Here is a 20,470-nt window from a genome sequence, read left to right on the forward strand (position 1 = left end):
GCGGAACCTCAGCGGTCTAAAAAGCGAAGTAATCTAACCGTCATACAAGCCGTTTAATACGCTATCTAAAGTTAGCAACCATATAATTAGGAAGTATTTCTATAATTTCCATCCTACGGAGTGCTTTGACAGTATGAAGTCCCTCTTTACCTCCTCCGTGCGTCCAGATGAGGCTAACCGGCGTTATATTCTGCCGGGTCTGGACGGTCTGCGAGCAATCGCTGTGCTCCTCGTGATGGTGTACCATTTCTGGCCCACCGTACTACCCGGCGGCATGATCGGCGTGGATATTTTCTTCGTCATCTCCGGTTTCCTGATTACCTCCCTGCTTCTGCGTGAAGGTGCTCTCACCGGCAAAATTGCCCTGGGCAACTTCTGGATTCGCCGTGCCCGCCGACTACTTCCCGCCATTACCCTGCTGATTCTGGTCATGGGACCGGTCAGCCTGCTCATTGGCGGCGATATTCAGGTGAACCTCGGCCGACAGCTCGCCGGTGCGGCGACCTTCTCGTCCAACTGGATTTCCATTTTTGCCGGTAATGACTACTTCGCGCAGACCTCCCCGGAGCTCTTCACAAACTTCTGGTCCCTGGCAGTGGAAGAACAGTTCTACGTGGTGTGGCCGCTGCTCATTGTTGGCGCCGGCGTGCTGTTGCGCCGTTCGTGGCGTCGCTTCAGCGTGGTTATGGTGCTGGGCATTATTGCGTCACTGAGCGTTGCTACCGCTCTTCTGATGTCCGGCGCACCCATTAGCCGCGTCTACTACGGCACCGATACTCACCTGTACGGCCTGCTGCTCGGCGCCCTGCTGGCGTTTGCGCGCCCCTGGTCGCTGTACCCGCCGCTACAGCAGTCGGTACTGTACCGCGTGGCTCAGCCCTTCGGACTGGTCGCTTTCGCCCGCGTCATGATCAGCTGGCTGTCCCTGTTCGCACTGATTCCCTACGCAATCCTCGTTCCCGAATCGGCTCCCGGTGCGATTCCCTGGGGCCTGTTTGGCGCCTCCCTGCTGGCACTGGGCGTGATTCAGGGCATGCTTCCCGACATGCTTGCTGGCGCCTCCGAGGTGCTGCGCCGCCTGCTGAACTTCGCTCCCCTACGCTGGGTGGGCGAACGTTCCTATGGCCTGTACCTGTGGCACTGGCCGCTCGCCGTGGTCATGCACTACCTGATGGGTGCGGACCGCTCCCCGCTGGTGAACGTGGGCGTTCTGGTGGCGACCTTCGCTATTGCGGAGATGTCGTACCGCTGGGTTGAGACCCCGATTCGCCGCTACGGTTTCCGCGGTAGCGCTAACCGTGTGGTGGCGGCTTTCCAGTCCTCGCGCACTAAGTTCCTGCCGGTTTCGGTGGCTCTTGCCGTTGTTGTGGCTGCTGCTTCGACCGGCCTGGCGGTGCACACCGCTCCGGCAATGACTACCGCCCAGCAGTCCGTTGAGGACGGCAAGCGTGCCGCCGCTGAACGCCTGAAGGCTCGTCAGGAGGCACAGGCTGCGAGCGCATCGGCAAGCCCGAGCGCTGCGGGTAAGGACGCGAAGCCTTCGGCAAGTCCCTCGGAGTCGAAGGCCGCGACCGGTTCGGTGGATTCTTCGCAGGTGACCATTGTGGGTGACTCCATTGTGGTGGCGGTATCCCCCGAGCTGTACGACAAGATGCCCGAGGCATCTATCGATGCGGCTGAGGGACGAACCATTGCTAAGGCCCTGCCGATTATTAAGTCCATGGGTGCCAACGGCCAGATTCGTAAAACCTTCGTGCTGTCGGTGACCGCGAACTCGACCATTCTGGATGGTCAGCTCGACGAGGTTCTGGCGGCTATGCCCGCCGATTCTAAGCTGGTGCTGGTCACCGGTTACGGCCCGCGCAACCTGACCTGGATTGACTACTCGAACGGTAAGATTCGTGAGTTTGCGGCTCAGCATTCTGATCGTGTGATTATTGCGGATTGGAACTCTACGATCCGCCAGGCTCTGCAGACTCAGAGTGGTCTGCTGGCCTCTGACGGTGTTCACCCTGAGGTTGCTGGTCAGGAACTCTACGCCCAGGTGCTGATGGAAGCTATCGCCAAGGCACAGAAGTAGCCCTGAGCAGTAGTTTTTCGGGTTCTGCCGCTCATGCTGAGCGTCAAGAGTATGGGTGGCAGAACACCCGGAAACACTTCTTGGAGGCATCTCTTTGATAGGTGCCGATACATACAAAATACCCGTTCCCTCCCCCGATTTAGTGGGGTGTGGGAACGGGCATTCTATGCCTTATTCGCGTTGAGGGTTAGCGCACGATGGTGGTAATCATCTGCTGCTGCCCCAGGTACGCCGCCAGGTCACGAACCTCCTCCAGGGAGACCGCACGAATCTTCTCCAGCAGCTCGTCGGTGCTGGTGAACAGACCGGAATCCAGCTCGGCACGGCCCAGGCGGGACATGCGCGAACCCGAATCCTCGCTACCGAGCACGGTGGAGCCAGCCAGCTGGCCGCGGACCTTCGTCAGCTCCTCCTCGGTAATACCGGCGGTGGCGAGCTTATCGAACTCGTAGCCCATGACCTCGCGCACCTGCTCGGTCTTGGCGGGCAGGCAGCCCGCGTACATGCCGAAGTAGCCGGCGTCCGAGTACGCACCGGAGAACGCAAACGTGCTGTACGCCAGACCGCGCTTCTCACGAATCTCCTGGAACAGACGCGAGGACATGCCCGCACCGAACGCGCTGGTCAGCACGCTCATCGCGTAGCGGCGGTCGTCGCCCGCGATAATGCTCGGGCAGCCCATCACAATGTTGGTCTGTTCGAAGCCCTTCTCCACCTCACGCAGCTCGCTCAGCGGAACAATGCCGCTGTCGGTGCGTACGCGACGCGGTGCCGGTGCCACGCCCTCCTGCAGGTTCCAGCCGTAGCGGGTCAGCGCCTCCAGCACGAGGCGGACCATGGTGCTGTGCTCCAGCGAACCGGCCGCAGAAATCACCAGGCGGTCCGGGGTGTAGTAGCGCTTGTAGTGCTCCCACACGGCGTCACGCGGCACCTCGGTAATCTCCTGCGGGGTACCGCCGATGGGGCGGCCCAGCGGGTTCTCTCCCATGAGCTGCTCCACGAAGTTCTCGAAGGCAACGTCGGTCGGGTCGTCCTGGTCCATGGCGATCTCTTCGAGAATCACGCCGCGTTCCTGCTCCAGGTGAGCCGGGTCCAGCAGGGCGTTGGTGACCATGTCGGTGATAACGTCCACCGCCATGGGTGCGTCATCGTCGAGCACGCGCGCGTAGTAGCAGGTGTGCTCCTTAGCGGTCAGGGCGTTGGATTCGCCGCCTACCGCGTCGAAGGAGGATGCGATGTCCAGGGCGGTGCGGGTTCCGGTGCCCTTGAACAGCAGGTGCTCCAGGAAGTGGGTGGAGCCGAGCATGCCGGGGGCTTCGTCGCGGGAGCCGACTCCCACCCAGAACCCGATGGATACGCCGCGGGTACCGGGCATTTTTTCGGTAATCACGCGTACACCACCGGGCAGGATGGAGCGGCGCACCTCGTTACCGCCTACACCCTCGTAGATGAGGCGGCCGTGCTCATAGTTGAGCTCTTCGGCGATGGCCTCAAGCTCGACGGGCAGGGAAATAGACATTCAGCGTCCTTCGATATTTCGATTAGCTAATTTTTCGTTCAAGAGGGCGAGGCAACGCAAACAGCGGAACCCGCAGCTTCTGAGCGCAGTACCCCATCAGGAGCGAGGCGAGGATCGCGAAGATCGTTCCTCCCACCAAGAACAGGGGCACCGAGAAGAAACCGGACTTAATCAGTACGAAACGGAAAGCTGCACCGCACACAATATGCGCGATGAAGATTTCCAGGGAGTGACGGCCCAGGTAGGCGAGCCATCCGCTCCACGGAACCCGCGCCAGCAGGTAGGAGAGCGAAAGCACCGCCAGCGAGGACATCGCCGTTGCAAGAATACCCATAGCTACCGCACCGACATTATTCGTGAAGTAAGGAATGACGGTAGGCGGAGTAGCCTGAAAGTTCATCAGAAGATAGATGTAGTCGAACAGGGCAACAGCAACGATACCCGCGTGAGCAGCCAAAGGAATGGAGCTCATAATGCGCTGGAATCTCTCATAGCCAAGGGCTACACCAACGAGGAAGAAGAAGAGCAGCGAAAGACCCTGCGTGCCGACATATTCGCCGATGTAGCCCCACGAGGCAAGCGCAAGAATCGCTGAACCAGCAATCGTTAGGGCAGCAATAGCGTTCTTCTGCCATACTCGCGTCACCACAGCAATAATGGTGACAATCATGAGCCAAGGGAAGAACCAGAGCTGACCCTCGGGCTTCCACAGCTCGAGCAGGCTCATAACAGTCGTCTTATCGGAAGAATTAGACGGGAGCACAAGCTTCATGCCCACCTGCAGAACCTGCCAAATAACGTAGAGGTATCCGAAGAGGATCAGACGCTTTGTCAGGTATGAGGAGGGGGTAGTCTTCGTGGCTCCTCGTGCGACAAAAAGGCCGCTCAGAAAAGCGAAAACTACCAGGTGCCAAAAATAGACACCGTAGTCAAACACATATTTGTAGGGGCGGAAGGCTTCCGTCCCCAGTCCAGATGCCCACATCCCTCGATGAATGTGCCCAAACACAATTGCAATGATTGCGATGCCTTTAGCAATATCAATTGTGCTGTCACGTCGTGTCTGCATTCGCTCACTTTCTTTCCAGTGCAAGAGAAATATATTAATCTTATCTCTCTTACTCGCGAACAAGGGGCGCCCGGTGCATCCGGCGGGGAATGAACCGCACCGGGTGCGCCGGGCGCCCCTCATCACTTAGCGGGGGTTACGACTACTCGTCGTCGCCACCCTCAACGACCGGTGCCAGCGAGAGCTTGCCGCGGTCATCAATCTTGGTGATTTCCACCTGGACCTTCTGGCCCACGGAGACAACGTCCTCAGCGTCAACAACGCGCTTGCCGCCGTTGAGCTTACGCATCTCGGAGATGTGCAGCAGGCCGTCCTTACCGGGGGTCAGGGAGATGAACGCACCGAAGTCGGTCACCTTCACCACGGTACCCAGGTAGCGTTCGCCAACCTCGGGAACCTGCGGGTTAGCGATAGCGTTCACTGCCGAACGTGCTGCCTCTGCGGAGGGGCCGTCAGCTGCGCCGATGTACACGGTGCCGTCGTCCTCAATGGAGATGTCTGCGCCGGTGTCTTCCTGGATCTGGTTGATCATCTTACCCTTGGGGCCGATGACCTCACCGATCTTGGCAACCGGGATCTTCACGGAAATAATGCGCGGTGCGAACTCGCTCATCTCATCCGGTGCGTCAATCGCGCTGACGAGCACCTCGAGGATGTGCAGGCGAGCCTCACGTGCCTGGGTCAGTGCGCCAGCGAGCACGGATGCGGGGATACCGTCGAGCTTGGTGTCCAGCTGGATAGCGGTCACGAACTCGGAGGTACCTGCAACCTTGAAGTCCATATCGCCCAGTGCGTCTTCCGCGCCAAGGATGTCGGTCAGGGCTGCGTAGCGGGTCTCGCCGTCAACCTCGTCAGAGACCAGGCCCATTGCGATACCTGCAACGGGTGCGCGCAGCGGCACACCGGCGTTCAGCAGGGACAGGGTCGATGCACAGACCGAGCCCATGGAGGTCGAGCCGTTGGAGCCCAGAGCCTCAGAGACCTGACGGATTGCGTAGGGGAACTCTTCGCGGGAGGGCAGCACCGGGGTGATTGCGCGCTCTGCGAGTGCACCGTGGCCGATTTCGCGGCGCTTGGGCGAACCCACGCGGCCGGTCTCACCGGTGGAGTACGGCGGGAAGTTGTAGTGGTGGATGTAGCGCTTGGACTTGAGCGGGTGCAGGGAGTCCAGCTGCTGCTCCATCTTGAGCATGTTCAGGGTGGTGATACCCATGATCTGGGTCTCGCCACGCTCGAAGAGGGAGGAGCCGTGCACGCGGGGCAGGATTTCAACCTCAGCGGTGAGCTGGCGGATGTCGGTCAGGCCGCGGCCGTCAATACGGACCTGCTCGGTGAGGATGCGCTGGCGCACGATGTGCTTGGTCAGGGCGGCGAATGCCACGTCAACCTCGTCGGCGCGCTCTTCGAATTCCTTACCCTCGCCGGTCAGGGCCTCCTTGAGGTCTTCCTTCAGCTCAGTTGCTGCTGCTTCGCGCTCCTGCTTACCAGCGATGGAGTACACCTCGACCAGGCGGTCTGCGGCGAATTCCTTCACGGCTGCGTCCACGTCCTCGCCGTGGCCGCCGAAGAAGGGCAACTCAAGAGCGGGCTTGCCGGCGCGGGAGGCCAGGTCAGCCTGGGCCTTGCACAGGGCGGCGATGAAGGGCTTAGCGGCTTCCAGACCCTGGGCGACGACCTCTTCGGTGGGGGCGGTCTGGCCGTCTTCCTTGATGAGCTTCCAGGAGTTGTCGGTGGCCTCAGCCTCGACCATCATGATCGCGACGTCTTCGGTACCGTCAGCCTTGGTGACGATACGACCGGCAACAGCCATGTCGAACACGGCGTTTTCCAGCTGGGAGTACTTGGGGAAGCAGACCCACTGGCCGTCAATCAGTGCCATGCGCACGCCACCGATGGGGCCGCTGAAGGGCGCGCCGGAGAGCGTGGTCGATGCCGAAGCCGCGTTGATCGCGAAGGTGTTGTAGATTTCGTCCGGGTTGTAGGTCAGGACGGTCACGACGACCTGCACCTCGTTGCGGATGCCCTTGGTGAAGGCGGGGCGCAGCGGGCGGTCAATCAGGCGGGCTGCCAGAATGGCCTCGGTGCTGGGGCGGCCTTCGCGGCGGAAGTAGGATGCCGGGATCTTGCCGGCTGCGTACATGCGCTCTTCCACGTCCACGGTCAGCGGGAAGAAGTCGAAGCCATCGCGGGGAGACTTGCCGACCACGGTTGCGGAGAGCAGGGTGGTCTCGTCATCGATAGTGACGAGCACCGAGCCGTTAGCCTGCTTGGCGAGACGGCCGGTTTCAAAGCGCACGTGGCGCTTACCGTGAATGCCGTTGTCGATTTCGACTTCAGCAAACTTGATTTCGGGACCTTCCACGGTTCCTTCTTTCTTCTTGGCAGGCCGTACGGCGCACGAGTCGGCCTTCGATAGGAAACCACGGCACCTCTCCCCCGCCTTTTCGTGTGCTCGACGTGTGTCGGCACGGTTGTGGGGGTGGTGTTGTTCCGTAATTCGCTACCGAGGACCGCGGCGTGTGTGCCGGTACGGCCCGTGTTCTTTCTTTCAGGTGAGGCGGCATCTTCTCGCGCAGCTTTGGAATCTAGCCCAAAAACCTAGCGCAGGAATCTAGCTAGCGGAAGATGCGCCCCTCAACGCGGCAGTACGGACGCGCTGGCGCTACCCGCCTCCGAAATGGAGGGCTGGTAGTGCTGACAGCACGTCCGCACACACCGCCTAAAGGCGATTAATCACCACAAAAGCGTCAAGACGCTCCTGTTTTATCGGCGCAGACCCAGGCGCTCGATCAGCGAACGGTAACGCTCGATGTCGACGCTCTTCAGGTAGCCGAGCATGTTGCGGCGACGACCAACGAGGATCATCAGGCCACGACGGGAGTGGTGATCGTGCTTGTGGAACTTCAGGTGCTCGGTCAGGTCGGCGATACGACGAGACAGAACTGCAATCTGAACCTCGGGCGAACCGGTGTCGCCCTCGTGGGTTGCGTATTCCTTGATGATTGCCTGCTTGACAGCGGGATCCAGTGCCACTTTTAACTCCTAGAGTTAGTACCGCATACGTCCCGTACGGACGGTTGCCGCCGGGTGGTGGGCTTACGCCCTGTAATACACGTCGTCTACTGCGGACTGCAGACGCGTTCTTCCCATTCTACGCTACCGAGGCGCTTTCGTGGAAGGGTGAGCAGAAGCCCGGCGACAGGTAGCTCATCACACTACCGGTCGCCGGGCTTCACAGCCGGGCTCTCACGCAGGGCTCTCGCACCGGGCTTTACGTTGAGGATTCAGCGTTTATGCTTCTGCTCTCTGTGATTCTGTTCTCTACGCTTCTGTTCTCTATACTTCAACGCGAGCGCGGACCACCACGAGGCGGTAGTAGCCCAGCAGGAACAGGCACCAGATTGCGCCCATCACCAGCGCCAGCTGGGTATCGGCGAAGCAACCGAAGAGCACCACGATAAAGATCATGAACGCCAACGCCAGGTAGCTCAGCCACAGGGGCTGGCGCACCGGCTGCGGGTCAGTATCGGCGCCGCTACGCTTGAACGCAATGTGCGCCAGCAGAATCATGACCCACACGAACACCGTCGCGAAGGTCGCCAGGGAGGCGACCACCTCGAACGCGTTCTCAAAGAGCACGTTCACAATCACGCCGACTGCCATAACCAGCACCATGATGAGGGTGGTCATCCAGGGCGCACCGTTCTTCGTAACCTTCGCAAAGGAAGCCGGCGCCAGGTTCTGCTTCGCCAGGCCGTACATCATGCGGCCGGCACCGTACACGTCCGCGTTCAGCGCAGAGATGGCGGCGGTAATGATGACCACGTTCAGAATCGAAGCGGCAGCCGGAATGCCCAGGCCCTCAAAGATTTGCACGAACGGCGAGTTCGCCTTCGTCACCGAGTACCAGGGGTACAGGGACATGATGACCGACAGGGTCAGAATGTAGAAGATAAGGATGCGGAACGGCACCGTGCGAATCGCCTTGGGAATCGAGGTGCGCGGATCCTTCGCCTCACCGGCGGCAATACCGATGTTCTCGATACCACCGAAGGCAAACATCACCACGGTAAAGCAGGCGAGGAAGCCGGTAAATCCGTTCGCGAAGAAGCCGCCTTCAAGAGCCCAGAGGTTCGTAACGGAGGGCGCCACGGAGTCGTGCGCCTGCACACCCACGAAGAGCAGAACCACGCCGCCAACAATCATGGCGATAATGGCGCTGACCTTCACGAGAGTGAACCAGAATTCGGTTTCGCCGAACGCCTTGACCTTCGCCAGATTAATGGCGAGCAGAATCAGCAGAACCGAGACGATCCAGATCCAGGAGGGGCTGTTCAGGAACCAGAACTTCATGTACACGGCAAAGGCGGTGACGTCCGCAATGGCAACCAGCGCCATTTCCAGGGCGTAGGTCCAGCCGGTCACAAAACCAGCCCAGCGTCCGAGGTAGCGGGTAGCGTATTCGGAGAACGCTCCGGAGACCGGGTGCGCCAGGGCGAGTTCGCCCATTGCGCGCATCACCATGAACACTGCCGCGCCGCCAATAACGTAGGCAAGCAGCACGGAGGGGCCCGCCAGCTGAATGGCGGATGCCGAGCCGTAGAACAGGCCGGTGCCGATGGCGGAGCCGAGGGCGATGAACATGATGTGACGCAGGGAGAGTCCACGCGCTAGCTGCGGGCTCTCGGAGGTAGCCTCAGCTACGCCCTGCTGTACCGGGGATGAGTCCGGAGTGGTATTCATCTTCTTCTTTTCCTTTACCTCGTGGGGTGTACCCGCCGGTGGCGGGGAAACGTATCGGGCGGTGCCGCAGCTCAGCAGGTGACTGAGAGCGGTACCGGTTGATTCACTCCCCATCGAGTGATGGGGCGTTGCGCGGAAGGTGTTGCCTTCGCGCGTCGCCCCGGCGCATCCGCTCCCAACCGGTACGGTGGGAGGGAACGCAAAAGACGGCGGGAAGGCAACGTTGCCTTTCCGCCGTCTTTTCGTCAAAGATTACTTCTGTCGCTTACGTCCAATGACGATAGAGCACAGAGCGGTTGCAGCAGTCACAGTGTAGACTGCAGGCCACGCGCCAAGCTTCTTGGCGAGCGGATGAGCGGCGCCGAACGCGCCGAGGTAGAGAGCGGTGAGGAAGGTGGCACGGCCTGCGCCAGCCTTACGCTTCCAATTCTTGTAAGCCACGGCACCGCACAGTGCCAGGACAGCGCCGCCGAGCGGGCGGATGCCGGTGCTAGATGCAACCTTGTAGCCACCGAGCAGACCGGTGACGGAGGCGAGAGTCGGGCAGAACTTCACGACGTACTCCTCTGTGAGATCGGACAGTTTCCACATTCATAGTACTCCACGACACACAGAATGTATATTCACCGCGGTTAATATTTCTGCGTTTCTCGCGGTTCAGGCGTAAAACCGGGCGCAGAGACCGGTACAAAAAGACCGGGGCGTGAACCCATCGGTTCACGCCCCGGCACTTCCTCCGGCATTTCAAACAGCGGGCTCAGATTCGTATCCCGCCGCAGTCTTACCGCGTGTTCTAGAGGTTTAGAGAGCCAGATCCAGCGCCTCCAGCTGCGCTTCGGTCCACAGCTCAGCAGCCAGCTGCAGAGCGTAACGAGCCGAACGAGGAGCCACTACGTCCATGGAGAGGTGGAAGTCCTGGTCAGCCTCCGGGCCGCACAGATCAGACACGCAACGCACACCGATAAACGGAATCTCGTAGTTGTGGCAGACCTGCGCAATAGCGGTGGTCTCCATGTCGGTGCTGATGGCGCCCTCGAATGCCTCGCGGGTGTCCTTCACGTTGTGGGCGGTCACGAAGGAGTTACCCGCCAGCATCTGGCCGCGGCGCACCTCCCACGCGCTCTCAGCCTGCTCACGCACCGGCTCCAGTGCGGCGAGCGCATGCTCCAGAGCGTCCTGCCACTCATCCGCCTGACCGTCGTAGCTTTCGGGCATGCCGGGAACCTGGCCGCGCGCGTAACCGAACGCGGTCGCGTCGGCGTCAGTGTAGGTGTAGTTCTCGCCAATCAGCACGTCGCCCACGTTGATGCCGCGCGCCAAACCGCCGGCGGTACCTGCGCTAATGACGCCCAGGCAGTTCGAGGAGTAGCTGATTGCCTCGGTGACGGCGCTCGCCGCGTTCACCAGACCAATCTTGGAGCGAACCAACAGTAGCGGAACCTGGTCCTCGCCCACCTGCAGGTAGCGCGGGTGGAATACTGCCGCGCCCTCGGTGAAGGACGGCTGCAGCTCCTCGGTCACCTTCAGGAAGGGTGCGAGCTCCTCATCCATCGCCACCTGAATAATGATGGCGTTGGACATGCCGTCCATCAGCTCAAACATGCTGTTGAACGCCTCAGCCGGGTCGAAAGCGTTCGGGTCAAAGTCCACCGGGTTGAAGGCGGATGCGAAAGCGTCAGGGATCTGTGCGCTCATTACGCCATCACCTGCGCCCACTCATCGCGTGCCGCGAGGAACTCGCGAGCCGCAGCCTGCGCGCCTTCGAGGGTGTGGTTGGCACCCCAACCGCACTGCACCTCGTTCGCTGCCGGAACCTCGGTCGCGTTGAGGATATCGTTGAGGGTTGCTTCCAGGATGGGGAAGAACTCCTCGGGCTCCAGGCCCAGGGTCAGCGCGTAGAAACCGGTCTGGCAGCCCATCGGGGAGAAGTCAATCAGACGGTCGGTGTGGTTGCGCATGTGCTCGGCGCTCAGGTGCTCGATGGAGTGCACAGTCGGCATTTCCAGGTGCGCGGTGTTCGGCTGGGTGAAGCGGATATCGTACTTGATGAGGGTGTCGCCACCGGGCAGGACCTTGCGGTCTGCGATACGCACGTAGGGTGCTGCTACGGCGCGGTGGTCGAGGTTGAAGGATTCGACGTTCATTTTTTCCATGACTCTATCTTCTCTTAAAACGGGGACGACTAAAACAGGGGTGCCTCGCGGGTGGCACATCCGGACGGGTACGCGAAGCCCCGGCGGCAGATCCGAAAATCTACCGCCGGGGCATCACACGTCATCACCGCAGAAAACGCAGGCTGCGGCGCCCTGTGGCTGGGTTACCCGTGGTGGGGTTAGAGCTGGGGATGCTTCACTTCCGCCTGCACCGGGCACTCCGGCGGGCAGTAACTTTTAGCGTCCTCAGCCAGCACCTCGCGGGTCTGCACCACGTCATCGTTAATCTGCTCAATCAGCGCCTCAACACCGGTGTACGCCACCATGGGGCGCAGACGCTTCACGAACTCAATCAGCACATGCTGACCGTACAAGTTGAAATCCTCCACGCGCTCTTCCGGGCGGTCAATCACGTGCGCCTCAACCTGGCGGTGCTCAATACCGTCAAAGGTCGGGTTCGTACCCACCGAAATAGCGGAGGGGTGACGGTTACCGGACTCGTCCACCAGCCAGCCGGCGTACACGCCATCGGCGGGAATCAGGCCGCGCGCCTCAAGCTCAAGGTTCGCGGTCGGGAAACCTAACTCGCGGCCACGCGCCAGACCGTGCACAACCTCACCAGCCATCATGTGGTGGCGGCCCAGCAGCTCGGTTGCGGCGGGCATATCGCCGTCCAGCAGCAGCTGGCGGATGCGGGTCGAGGAGCAGCGGGTGTTCTCATCCACCATCAGGTCCTCAACGACAACCACCTCAAACCCGTACTTCTCCCCCAGCTCACGCATGGTGTTCAGGTCGCCGGAGTTGTTCTTACCAAAGCGCACGTCGTCACCGATGACCACGAAACGCGCGTTCAGCGCATCCACGAAGGTGGACTTCACGAACTCTTCGGGGGTCTGCGAAGCGAACTGCAGGTTGTAGTTCAGCAGCAGGTAGTCGTTCAGACCCAGCAGGCACATGAAGTAGCGGCGCGAGCCCTGACCCATAATGTCGTGGTGGGTCGCCTCGGGACGGTGCACCTGCATCGGGTGCGGGTCAAAAGAGACCGCGATAGAGCTCAAACCGTGCTCTTCAGCAAGGGAGACCACGCGCGAAATCACGCGGGCATGTCCACGGTGCACGCCGTCAAAATTGCCGATGGTCACGACCGAGGGGCCGTAGCCGGCGGGGACCTCGCTCAAAGCGGTGTAGAGGGTCACGGGCTCTCCTGAAAAAGATAAATGTACCTAACCATCCTAGACCACAGGCGGCAGGATGCAGAATTCAAAACGGGAATCAACAGGGAATGGAACGGAGCCCCTCGCAGGCGGTGCCCTCTCCCCTAGCTTTGTGGATGCGGCGGGGTATCTGACACGCAACTGTGCAGCCTCCGCACCTGGAAAATCCACGCGCAGCACCCACCCAGAAAAAAGCCCGGGCAGGTACCCCACCGTGCGGCAGGAACCTTCCCGGGCGTTACGACTACTTACGAGCCTGGTTACGAGAAGCCTTCAGCATCTCCTCGCGAATCTTATTGGACTTGTTAATCCAGCTGTACCACACCAGCAGGCACGGAGGAATCACAAGCTCAGTCACCATCAGCACAATCAGCGACCAGTGCGGGGTACCGAAGAACGCCCACGACAGGATACGACCCACGCCACCCAGGAAAACCACCAGGCAGGAGAACACGAGCATGTTCACCCACTTGAACTTCAGGGCAATGAACACGAAGGACAGGCCCACACCCACATAGGCTGCCGCGAAGAACGCGTAGTTCGACTGCACCGAGGGGTTCGCAAAATCCTGCGGCGCATCCGGAATCACGCGGACACCGCCCAGAACCTGCCACACACCGTACGCAATCATGAACAGACCGTACAGCGCCACCGCCGCGCGGAACGCCGCACGGTTCTGAGGCTTAGCCGCCTCCTCAAGGCTCTTGGGGCGGGCAAACGCCTCGCGGGTTGCCTTCTTCTCAGCCTTCTTATCGGCCTTCTGCGACGCCTTATCGCCGGACGCCGGTGCGGCTACGCGAACACCCTCGGGTGCCTTCGCCGCAGAAATAGGCTCAGCGTTCTTAGCACCGGCAGCCTTCGCGGCACCGCTCTGAGTAGCAGCCCCGGTTACGGTAGCTTCAGCCTGTGCAGACTCCACGCGGGGTACCGGCGCGGTACGAGGCTCACTCGCCTTCTTAGCAGAGCTCTGGTTCTCGCTCATCTTCTCTCCTTCAGCAGGGCCGGGCGGCACCCGCACGAGTAGTCATGTGTGTTCAGGGGTTGTATATACGTTAGCGCATTGAATGAATAGGGGGCACCTTCAACAGGGCGCTGAATCAGATAGATTTGGGCAAACCAGGTTTGGGCAGGCGCAAACACCGAACCTTCTTCGCCTATCATAAGCCTTCAACGCCTAGTTGAAGGAACGATTCGCCTCAAAAACCAGCACCGGGGCGGCCAGCACCTTCCCGCGCTGCTTCTTATTCTCCAACAGGGCTACCAGGGTACCGTCCGGGGCGAAGCCCGCCACAATACCCTCAACGCTGGCATGCTGCACCGCGCCGGACTCATCCGCGCTCGCGTGCACGGAACGCTTCACCACGGAACCGTCACCGCTGGGGCTAATACGGCGCCCGTAGGAAATATCGCTCGCCTCCGCGGCGGAGAGCTCACGCGCACCAAAGATGCGGCGTGCCGCCTCCTCCAGGGGAAGTAGCGGCAAATCTTCCAGCGGTGCTTCCGACTCTTCACGGCGCTGCTTCAACTGCGCCAAATCGGCGGCATCCTCAAGCACCACCGCGCCCACACGGGTACGGCGAAGAGCCGTCAGGTGGCCACCGGTGCCCAGAATCTTGCCCAAATCACGCGCCAGGGCACGAATATAGGTGCCCGAAGAGCACGAAACCGTCACCTTGCAGTCAATCACGGGAACCGAGGTTGCCGCGTGTTCGCCCTCATTCTCGGGGTCCTCAATCACGTACTCGGCAAAACCAGGGTTGATGGAATGTACCGTGAACTCGCTAATCGTCACCGGACGCGCCGCCAACTCAACCTGCTCACCGCTACGCACACGCGCATACGAACGAACACCGTTGATCTTAATAGCGGACACCGCAGAAGGAACCTGCAGAATATCGCCGCTCAGCTGCGCCACAGCCTCCAGGATGCGCGAGTGCATCTGCTCAGCGTCCAGACCGGTCAGCGCCTCGACGGCATCAGGATGCGCGGCGGTGTGTTCACCCTCGGCGTCCTCGGTCAGCGTCTCAAGCCCTAAGCGAATCGTCGCGTCATAGGTTTTATCCTGACCGACCAGGTAGGTCAGCAGCTTCGTCGCCTTATTGATGCCCAAAATCAGCACGCCGGTCGCGGCGGGATCCAGCGTACCGGCGTGACCGACCCGCCGGGTGCCAGCAATACGACGCATCTGAGAGACTGCGTCGTGGCTGCTCATCCCGGCGGGCTTATCAATGACCATCAGGCCGGACGGGCCCTGAGGTTGTTTCTTCGCCACTTAGGCGTCCTCACCCTCGGCAGGCTCATCCTTCTTGTAGGGGTCAGCCTCACCAGCGTACTCGGCACCCTCGGCTGCAGCAGCCAGGGCGGCGTCGCGCTCGCGAGTCTCACGCAGAAGCGCCTCAATGTGGAAGGCGTTCTCGGGAACCTCGTCAGCGACGAAAGTCAGGGTGGGGGTCAGGCGGGCAGTGATGTTCTTACCAACCTCGGCGCGCAGAATGCCCTTAGCGGATTCCAGCGCCTTCTTGGTGTTTGCGGCGTCCTCTTCGGAGCCGAACACGGTGTAGTACAGGGTTGCGTGCTGCAGGTCGTTGGTCACGCGGGCATCGGTAATGGTCACAAAACCGAGGCGGGGGTCCTTAACACGACGCTCCAGCGCCTTCGCCACAATTACCTTGATGCGGTCGGCAAGTCGTGCCGCGCGGGCTGCATCAGCCATGTGTTTCTCCTTGAAATGTTGTGGCGCTTCCGTGGGCACTCGAGGTGCTTTGGAAGCGTTCCAGGTAATGCGGAAGCGCCCGCCCCGCCAGCACCCGCCCCGCAGGCTCCAGTTTTAGAAGCCTGCGGGTGCGGGAACACTAGCGGGTGACGGGCGCATCAGCGTGTGAGTCTTAGACACGCGGCTTTTCGCGCATCTCCCAAGTCTCGATAATGTCGCCTTCCTTGATGTCGTTGAAGGAGCCGAGGCCAATACCACACTCGAAACCTTCGCGAACCTCGGTAGCGTCGTCCTTGAAACGACGCAGCGACTCGATGGTGAGGTTGTCTGCCACCACGGAACCGTCGCGCACCAGGCGTGCCTTGGCGTTGCGCTTGATGATGCCGTTCTTGACGATCGAACCTGCGATGTTGCCCCACTTGGAGGAGCGGAAGACCTCGCGGATCTCTGCGGAGCCAAGCTCCACTTCCTCGTACTCGGGCTTGAGCATACCCTTGACGGCCTGCTCAATTTCCTCAATCGCACGGTAGATGACCGAGTAGAACTTCATCTCGACGCCTTCGCGGTCGGCAAGTTCTGCAACGCGCTCTGCCGGGCGGACGTTGAAGCCGATGATGACCGCGTTGTCCACGGTAGCCAGGTTCACGTCGTTCTGGGTAATAGCACCCACACCGCGGTGGATGACGCGCAGCTGAACCTCGTCGCCACCGGCGTCGATCTTCATCAGGGACTCTTCCAGTGCTTCCACAGCACCGGAGACGTCACCCTTAATAATCAGGTTCAGGGTGTCCATCTTGCCCTCAGCCACAGCGGCATCGAAGGACTCGAGGGTCACGCGCTTACGACGCTTAGCCAGCTGAGCGTTACGATCAGCAGCTTCACGCTTCTCAGCGATCTGACGAGCGGTGCGCTCTTCCTCGGTGGAGAGGAAGGTGTCGCCTGCACGAGGAACGGTGGACAGACCCAGCACCTGAACGGGGCGGGACGGGCCAGCTTCCTTCACAGCCTGACCGTTCTCATCGAACATTGCACGAACGCGACCGTGAGCAACACCGGCAACGATAGCGTCACCGACGCGCAGGGTACCGGACTGAACCAGGACGGTGGAAACCGCACCGCGGCCCTTGTCCAGGTTTGCTTCAATAGCAACGCCGCGTGCTTCCTTGTTCGGGTTAGCGGTCAGTTCGAGCACGTCAGCGGTCAGGGTGACAGCTTCAAGCAGCTCGTCGATGTTGGTGCCGTTGCGAGCGGAGACGTCCACGAACATGGTGTCGCCACCGTACTCTTCGGGGATCAGACCGTACTCGGTGAGCTGGCCACGGATCTTGTCCGGGGACGCGCCTTCCTTATCGATCTTGTTCACAGCAACCACGATCGGCACGTTAGCTGCCTGTGCGTGGTTCAGTGCCTCAACGGTCTGGGGCATAACGCCGTCATCCGCTGCGACCACGAGGATTGCCACGTCGGTGACCTTCGCACCACGGGCACGCATAGCGGTGAACGCCTCGTGACCGGGGGTATCGATGAAGGTAATCGCGCGGTCTTCACCCTCAACGGTGGTGTGGACCTGGTATGCACCAATGTGCTGGGTAATGCCGCCGGCCTCACCCTCAATAACGTTGGTGTTACGGATAGCGTCCAGCAGGCGGGTCTTACCGTGGTCAACGTGACCCATGACGGTAACGACCGGGGGACGAACCTCCAGAACGTCATCGCCCTCAGCTTCTGCTTCGGCTTCGAGGTCGATGTCGAAGGACTCGAGCAGCTCGCGCTCCTCATCCTCCGGGGAAACGATCTTGATGACGTAACCCAGTTCGGCACCCAGCAGCTCGAAGGTCTCCTCGTCCAGGGACTGAGTCTGGGTAGCCATCTCACCCAGGTGGAAGAGAACCGTAATCAGCGATGCCGGGTTTGCGCCAATCTTCTCAGCGAAGTCCATGATGGACGCGCCGCGGCGCAGACGAATCTCGGTCGAGCCGTCGCCGCGAGGAACAACCACGCCACCGGGTGCCGGTGCGTTCAGCTGCTCCTGCTCATGGCGGCGAGCTGCCTTGGACTTGCGGCCCTTACGCTTGGAACCGCCGCGACCGAATGCACCCTGTGCGTTGCCGCGACCGCCGGGGCCGGGACGACCCGGACCGCGGTTGAAGCCGCCGCCGGAACCGCCGCCGCGACGTGCGCCGCCACCACCGTTACCGCCGCCGTTGTTGGAACCGGACGCGCCGCCACCAACGTTGGAAACCTTGGGCATCATCGAGGGGTTCGGGCGTGCGCCGCCGCCACCAGCCGGACGGGGTGCACCGGGACGTGCGCCAGCTGCCGGACGGGGGCCACCGTTGCCACCGGGACGTGCGCCAGCTGCCGGACGGGGTGCACCGGGGCGGGGACCGCCATTACCGCCGGGACGTGCGCCACCATTGCCACCGGGACGACCGTTACGTGCCGGACGGGGACCGCCGGAACGCTGCGAGTCGCCGCCGCCACGCTTCATACCCTGCTGGGATGCGAAGGGGTTGTTACCGGGGCGAGGACCGGGCTTGGGGCCGGGCTTCGGAGCGGCAGGCTTGGGTGCTGCCGGCTTCGGTGCAGCCTCGGGGCGTGCCATGCCCTGCTGGGATGCGAAGGGGTTGTTACCCGGGCGGGGGCCGCCGGGCTTGGGTGCTGCTGCCGGCTTTGCGGCGGGCTTAGCTGCTGCGGGCTTGGGAGCTGCGCTCTCAGCTGCTGCGGGCTTAGCTGCAGGCTTGGGTGCCGGCTTAGCGGCAGGCTTTGCCGCTGCGGGCTTGGGGGTTGCCGCAGGCTTAGCGGCGGGCTTAGCCGCTGCGGGCTTGGGTGCCGGCTTAGCCGCCGACTCCGTTGCTGCCTTTGCAGGTGCTGCCTTTCCGGCAGGCTTAGCGGCTGCGGCGGGGAATTCCGCGCGCAACTTCTTCAGAACCATGGGGTTCAGGGTGGAAGAGGAGCTCTTAACGAACTCGCCCATATCCTTGAGCTTGGCGATAACTTCCTTGGAAGGTACGCCTACTTCTTTAGCAAACTCGTGTACTCGAGGCTGAGCCAAATTTTCTCCATTCCCGGTCCGCACCGGGAATGGTGCGGACACTAATGTTTACGGGGTGCACGCCCGAAGGCGCGCCAATTCGTGAAATTGCCGGTGGGTGAGCACGAAAGGGTACTCATTTCGCGGCACTCATTAGATATCCATCAGTTTTCTGACTCGCTTTCAGATAAGAAGTCGTCAAACTCGTTGACTTACAGAGGGCATATACCCGAAAAGCGTCTATGAGGGGGTCGAGTCCGCAATAACGGCTCGAATCTGCTCACAGCACGCCTGCAGCTGGGCTGCAGGGACCGCTTTTTTGAAGGCGCGCGCCAGACCGTTCTTTTTCTGCAGAGCGGCTACGCACTTTTCGCTCGGATGGATCCAAGCGCCTCGTCCGGGCATAGTTCCCGCCGTATCGGGCTGATAGGGCGGGGTGTCCGCCTGCTCGGTAGCAGACGTGACGGGTGTGCGGGCGATGCGCAGCAGGTTGCGCTGTTCATCGCGGGCACGGCATCCGATGCAGGTGCGGACCGGTCCTTCAAACGCTTCGGAGGTTGCGGTGAGGTCGTGATTGCTCATGGTCCTCTCCCCTCTCTAGCGTGTGTAGAACCGCGTTCGCAGTACATTCGTGATGCTCTATCCGGTGCGCGTGAGGGCACGATAAAGCGCCCGGTTACGCACCGGCACATCTTAATAGTGTATCCCGTTTTTAAGAATCATGGGCAAAACTGTGACGCAGGCGCAAGAACACCGGGCACGTTGCTGCCCGATCTCTTGCGCCTGCATCAAAAGGATATGCCGCGGGATACGCCCCTCACCGGGGCTAATGCTTATTCAGCGTCCTGTGCGGACTCTTCTGCTGCTTCTTCAATTGCCTTCTCAGCGGAAGCTTCTTCAGCCAGGCTACGAGCCACGCGAGCTGCAACCTCTTCCTCGGCACGAACCTGAGCGTACTTGGACTCGGAGAGAATATCGATACGCCAGCCGGTCAGCTTCGCTGCCAGACGCGCATTCTGACCCTCACGGCCGATAGCCAGGGACAGCTGGTCATCCGGAACCACGGCACGAGCGGAATACTCACGCGGGTTCGCGATAATGACCTCGGTGACCTTCGCCGGGGACAGTGCCGCAGCGATGAAGGTTGCCGGATCGGTCGAGTAGTCGACAATGTCAATCTTCTCGTCGTTCAGCTCGGCAGCAACCGCACGCACGCGGGCACCCATATCGCCGATGCACGCACCCTTAGCGTTAATGGTCGGGTTCTTCGCGGACACAGCAATCTTGGAGCGGTGACCAGCTTCACGTGCGATGGAGTTAATGGAAACCAGGCCCTCAGAGATTTCGGGAACCTCGTGCTCGAACAGGCGCAGAACCAGGTTCGGGTGCGAACGAGAAACCACAATCGAGGGGCCCTTGGGGCCGCGGCGAGCCTCAACCAGGTAGGCGCGCAGGCGGGTACCGTGCGGGTACTTCTCGCCCGGAACCTGCTCGTTGCTGGGCAGAACAGCTTCAACGGTGCCCAGGTCAACCTGAACCATACGCGGGTTGTTGCCCTGCTGAATCACGCCGGACACCAGGGTGCCCTCACGGTCCTTGAACTCGCCCAGAACGGATGCGTCCTCAGCGTCACGCAGACGCTGCGAGAGCACCTGACGTACGGTTGCGGCAGCGATACGGCCAAAGTTGTTCGGGGTATCGTCGAACTCGTCAATCTTCTGGTTATCCTCATCAAGCTCAGGAGCCAGAATGACGAACTCGCCGGTGGTGTGGTCGATGACGGCACGAGAGCCCTTAATAGCGCCGGGCTGCTTCATGTACGCGAGCAGCAGGGCGTTCTCAACCAGGGTGAAGAGCTCCTCCATGACGAGAGAGCGCTGCTTCGCCAATGCGCGCAGTGCGCCCAGGTCAATAGTTTTAATATCCTCCACGCTTTTCAGCCTTT

General features: G+C 61.1%; 16 protein-coding genes. 1 reads left to right on the forward strand and 15 read right to left on the reverse strand.

The window, feature by feature from the left end; genetic code table 11:
- Positions 1-133: 133 nt before the first annotated feature.
- A complete protein-coding gene (locus HMPREF2527_RS08390; RefSeq protein WP_070507714.1) occupies positions 134-2,080 on the forward strand; it encodes an acyltransferase family protein in 1,947 nt (648 codons plus the stop codon).
- A gap of 187 nt (positions 2,081-2,267) precedes the next feature.
- Here the strand turns inward: HMPREF2527_RS08390 and HMPREF2527_RS08395 are convergent, their stop codons facing one another.
- The 15 genes from HMPREF2527_RS08395 to nusA all read right to left on the reverse strand — a co-directional run bounded on the left by HMPREF2527_RS08395 (position 2,268) and on the right by nusA (position 20,456).
- Entirely contained in the window at positions 2,268-3,599 is a 1,332-nt protein-coding gene (locus HMPREF2527_RS08395) for a M16 family metallopeptidase (protein WP_005507100.1), read from the reverse strand.
- 22 nt (positions 3,600-3,621) lie between these two features.
- Positions 3,622-4,668: an acyltransferase family protein gene (locus HMPREF2527_RS08400; protein WP_168160859.1), complete on the reverse strand. Its 1,047-nt coding sequence runs from the start codon at positions 4,666-4,668 to the stop codon at positions 3,622-3,624.
- 142 nt (positions 4,669-4,810) lie between these two features.
- Complete coding sequence (locus HMPREF2527_RS08405) at positions 4,811-7,030, reverse strand: polyribonucleotide nucleotidyltransferase (RefSeq protein ID WP_070507719.1); 2,220 nt, start codon at positions 7,028-7,030, stop codon at positions 4,811-4,813.
- A gap of 401 nt (positions 7,031-7,431) precedes the next feature.
- A complete protein-coding gene (rpsO, locus tag HMPREF2527_RS08410; protein ID WP_005507098.1) occupies positions 7,432-7,701 on the reverse strand; it encodes a 30S ribosomal protein S15 in 270 nt (89 codons plus the stop codon).
- Between the two features lie 303 nt (positions 7,702-8,004).
- Positions 8,005-9,411, reverse strand: coding sequence for an amino acid permease (locus HMPREF2527_RS08415; protein WP_070507720.1), 1,407 nt, complete (start codon positions 9,409-9,411; stop codon positions 8,005-8,007).
- Positions 9,412-9,663: 252 nt separating this feature from the next.
- Positions 9,664-10,002, reverse strand: coding sequence for a hypothetical protein (locus HMPREF2527_RS08420; RefSeq protein ID WP_070507722.1), 339 nt, complete (start codon positions 10,000-10,002; stop codon positions 9,664-9,666).
- 210 nt (positions 10,003-10,212) lie between these two features.
- Complete coding sequence (gene mtnN / locus HMPREF2527_RS08425) at positions 10,213-11,106, reverse strand: 5'-methylthioadenosine/S-adenosylhomocysteine nucleosidase (protein ID WP_070507724.1); 894 nt, start codon at positions 11,104-11,106, stop codon at positions 10,213-10,215.
- Positions 11,106-11,564, reverse strand: coding sequence for an S-ribosylhomocysteine lyase (locus tag HMPREF2527_RS08430; RefSeq protein ID WP_005507094.1), 459 nt, complete (start codon positions 11,562-11,564; stop codon positions 11,106-11,108). Before HMPREF2527_RS08430 ends, mtnN begins: the two co-directional genes overlap by 1 nt.
- A gap of 179 nt (positions 11,565-11,743) precedes the next feature.
- Positions 11,744-12,760, reverse strand: coding sequence for a bifunctional riboflavin kinase/FAD synthetase (locus HMPREF2527_RS08435; RefSeq protein WP_070507726.1), 1,017 nt, complete (start codon positions 12,758-12,760; stop codon positions 11,744-11,746).
- 262 nt (positions 12,761-13,022) lie between these two features.
- The gene (locus HMPREF2527_RS08440; protein WP_070507728.1) at positions 13,023-13,760 is read right to left on the reverse strand and encodes a DUF4345 domain-containing protein; all 738 of its coding nucleotides are present in this window, start codon (positions 13,758-13,760) and stop codon (positions 13,023-13,025) included.
- A gap of 192 nt (positions 13,761-13,952) precedes the next feature.
- The gene (gene truB / locus HMPREF2527_RS08445; protein ID WP_049351821.1) at positions 13,953-15,050 is read right to left on the reverse strand and encodes a tRNA pseudouridine(55) synthase TruB; all 1,098 of its coding nucleotides are present in this window, start codon (positions 15,048-15,050) and stop codon (positions 13,953-13,955) included.
- Positions 15,051-15,491, reverse strand: a complete 441-nt coding sequence (gene rbfA / locus HMPREF2527_RS08450) for a 30S ribosome-binding factor RbfA (RefSeq protein ID WP_005507090.1) — start codon at positions 15,489-15,491, stop codon at positions 15,051-15,053.
- A 172-nt stretch (positions 15,492-15,663) separates the two neighbouring features.
- A complete protein-coding gene (gene infB, locus HMPREF2527_RS08455; protein ID WP_070507731.1) occupies positions 15,664-18,546 on the reverse strand; it encodes a translation initiation factor IF-2 in 2,883 nt (960 codons plus the stop codon).
- A 219-nt stretch (positions 18,547-18,765) separates the two neighbouring features.
- A complete protein-coding gene (locus tag HMPREF2527_RS08460) occupies positions 18,766-19,107 on the reverse strand; it encodes a YlxR family protein (protein ID WP_049341695.1) in 342 nt (113 codons plus the stop codon).
- A 251-nt stretch (positions 19,108-19,358) separates the two neighbouring features.
- Positions 19,359-20,456: a transcription termination factor NusA gene (nusA, locus tag HMPREF2527_RS08465; protein ID WP_049362942.1), complete on the reverse strand. Its 1,098-nt coding sequence runs from the start codon at positions 20,454-20,456 to the stop codon at positions 19,359-19,361.
- Positions 20,457-20,470: the final 14 nt, after the last annotated feature.

Source organism: Rothia sp. HMSC071B01 (assembly GCF_001808945.1).
Taxonomy (GTDB): Bacteria; Actinomycetota; Actinomycetes; order Actinomycetales; family Micrococcaceae; genus Rothia.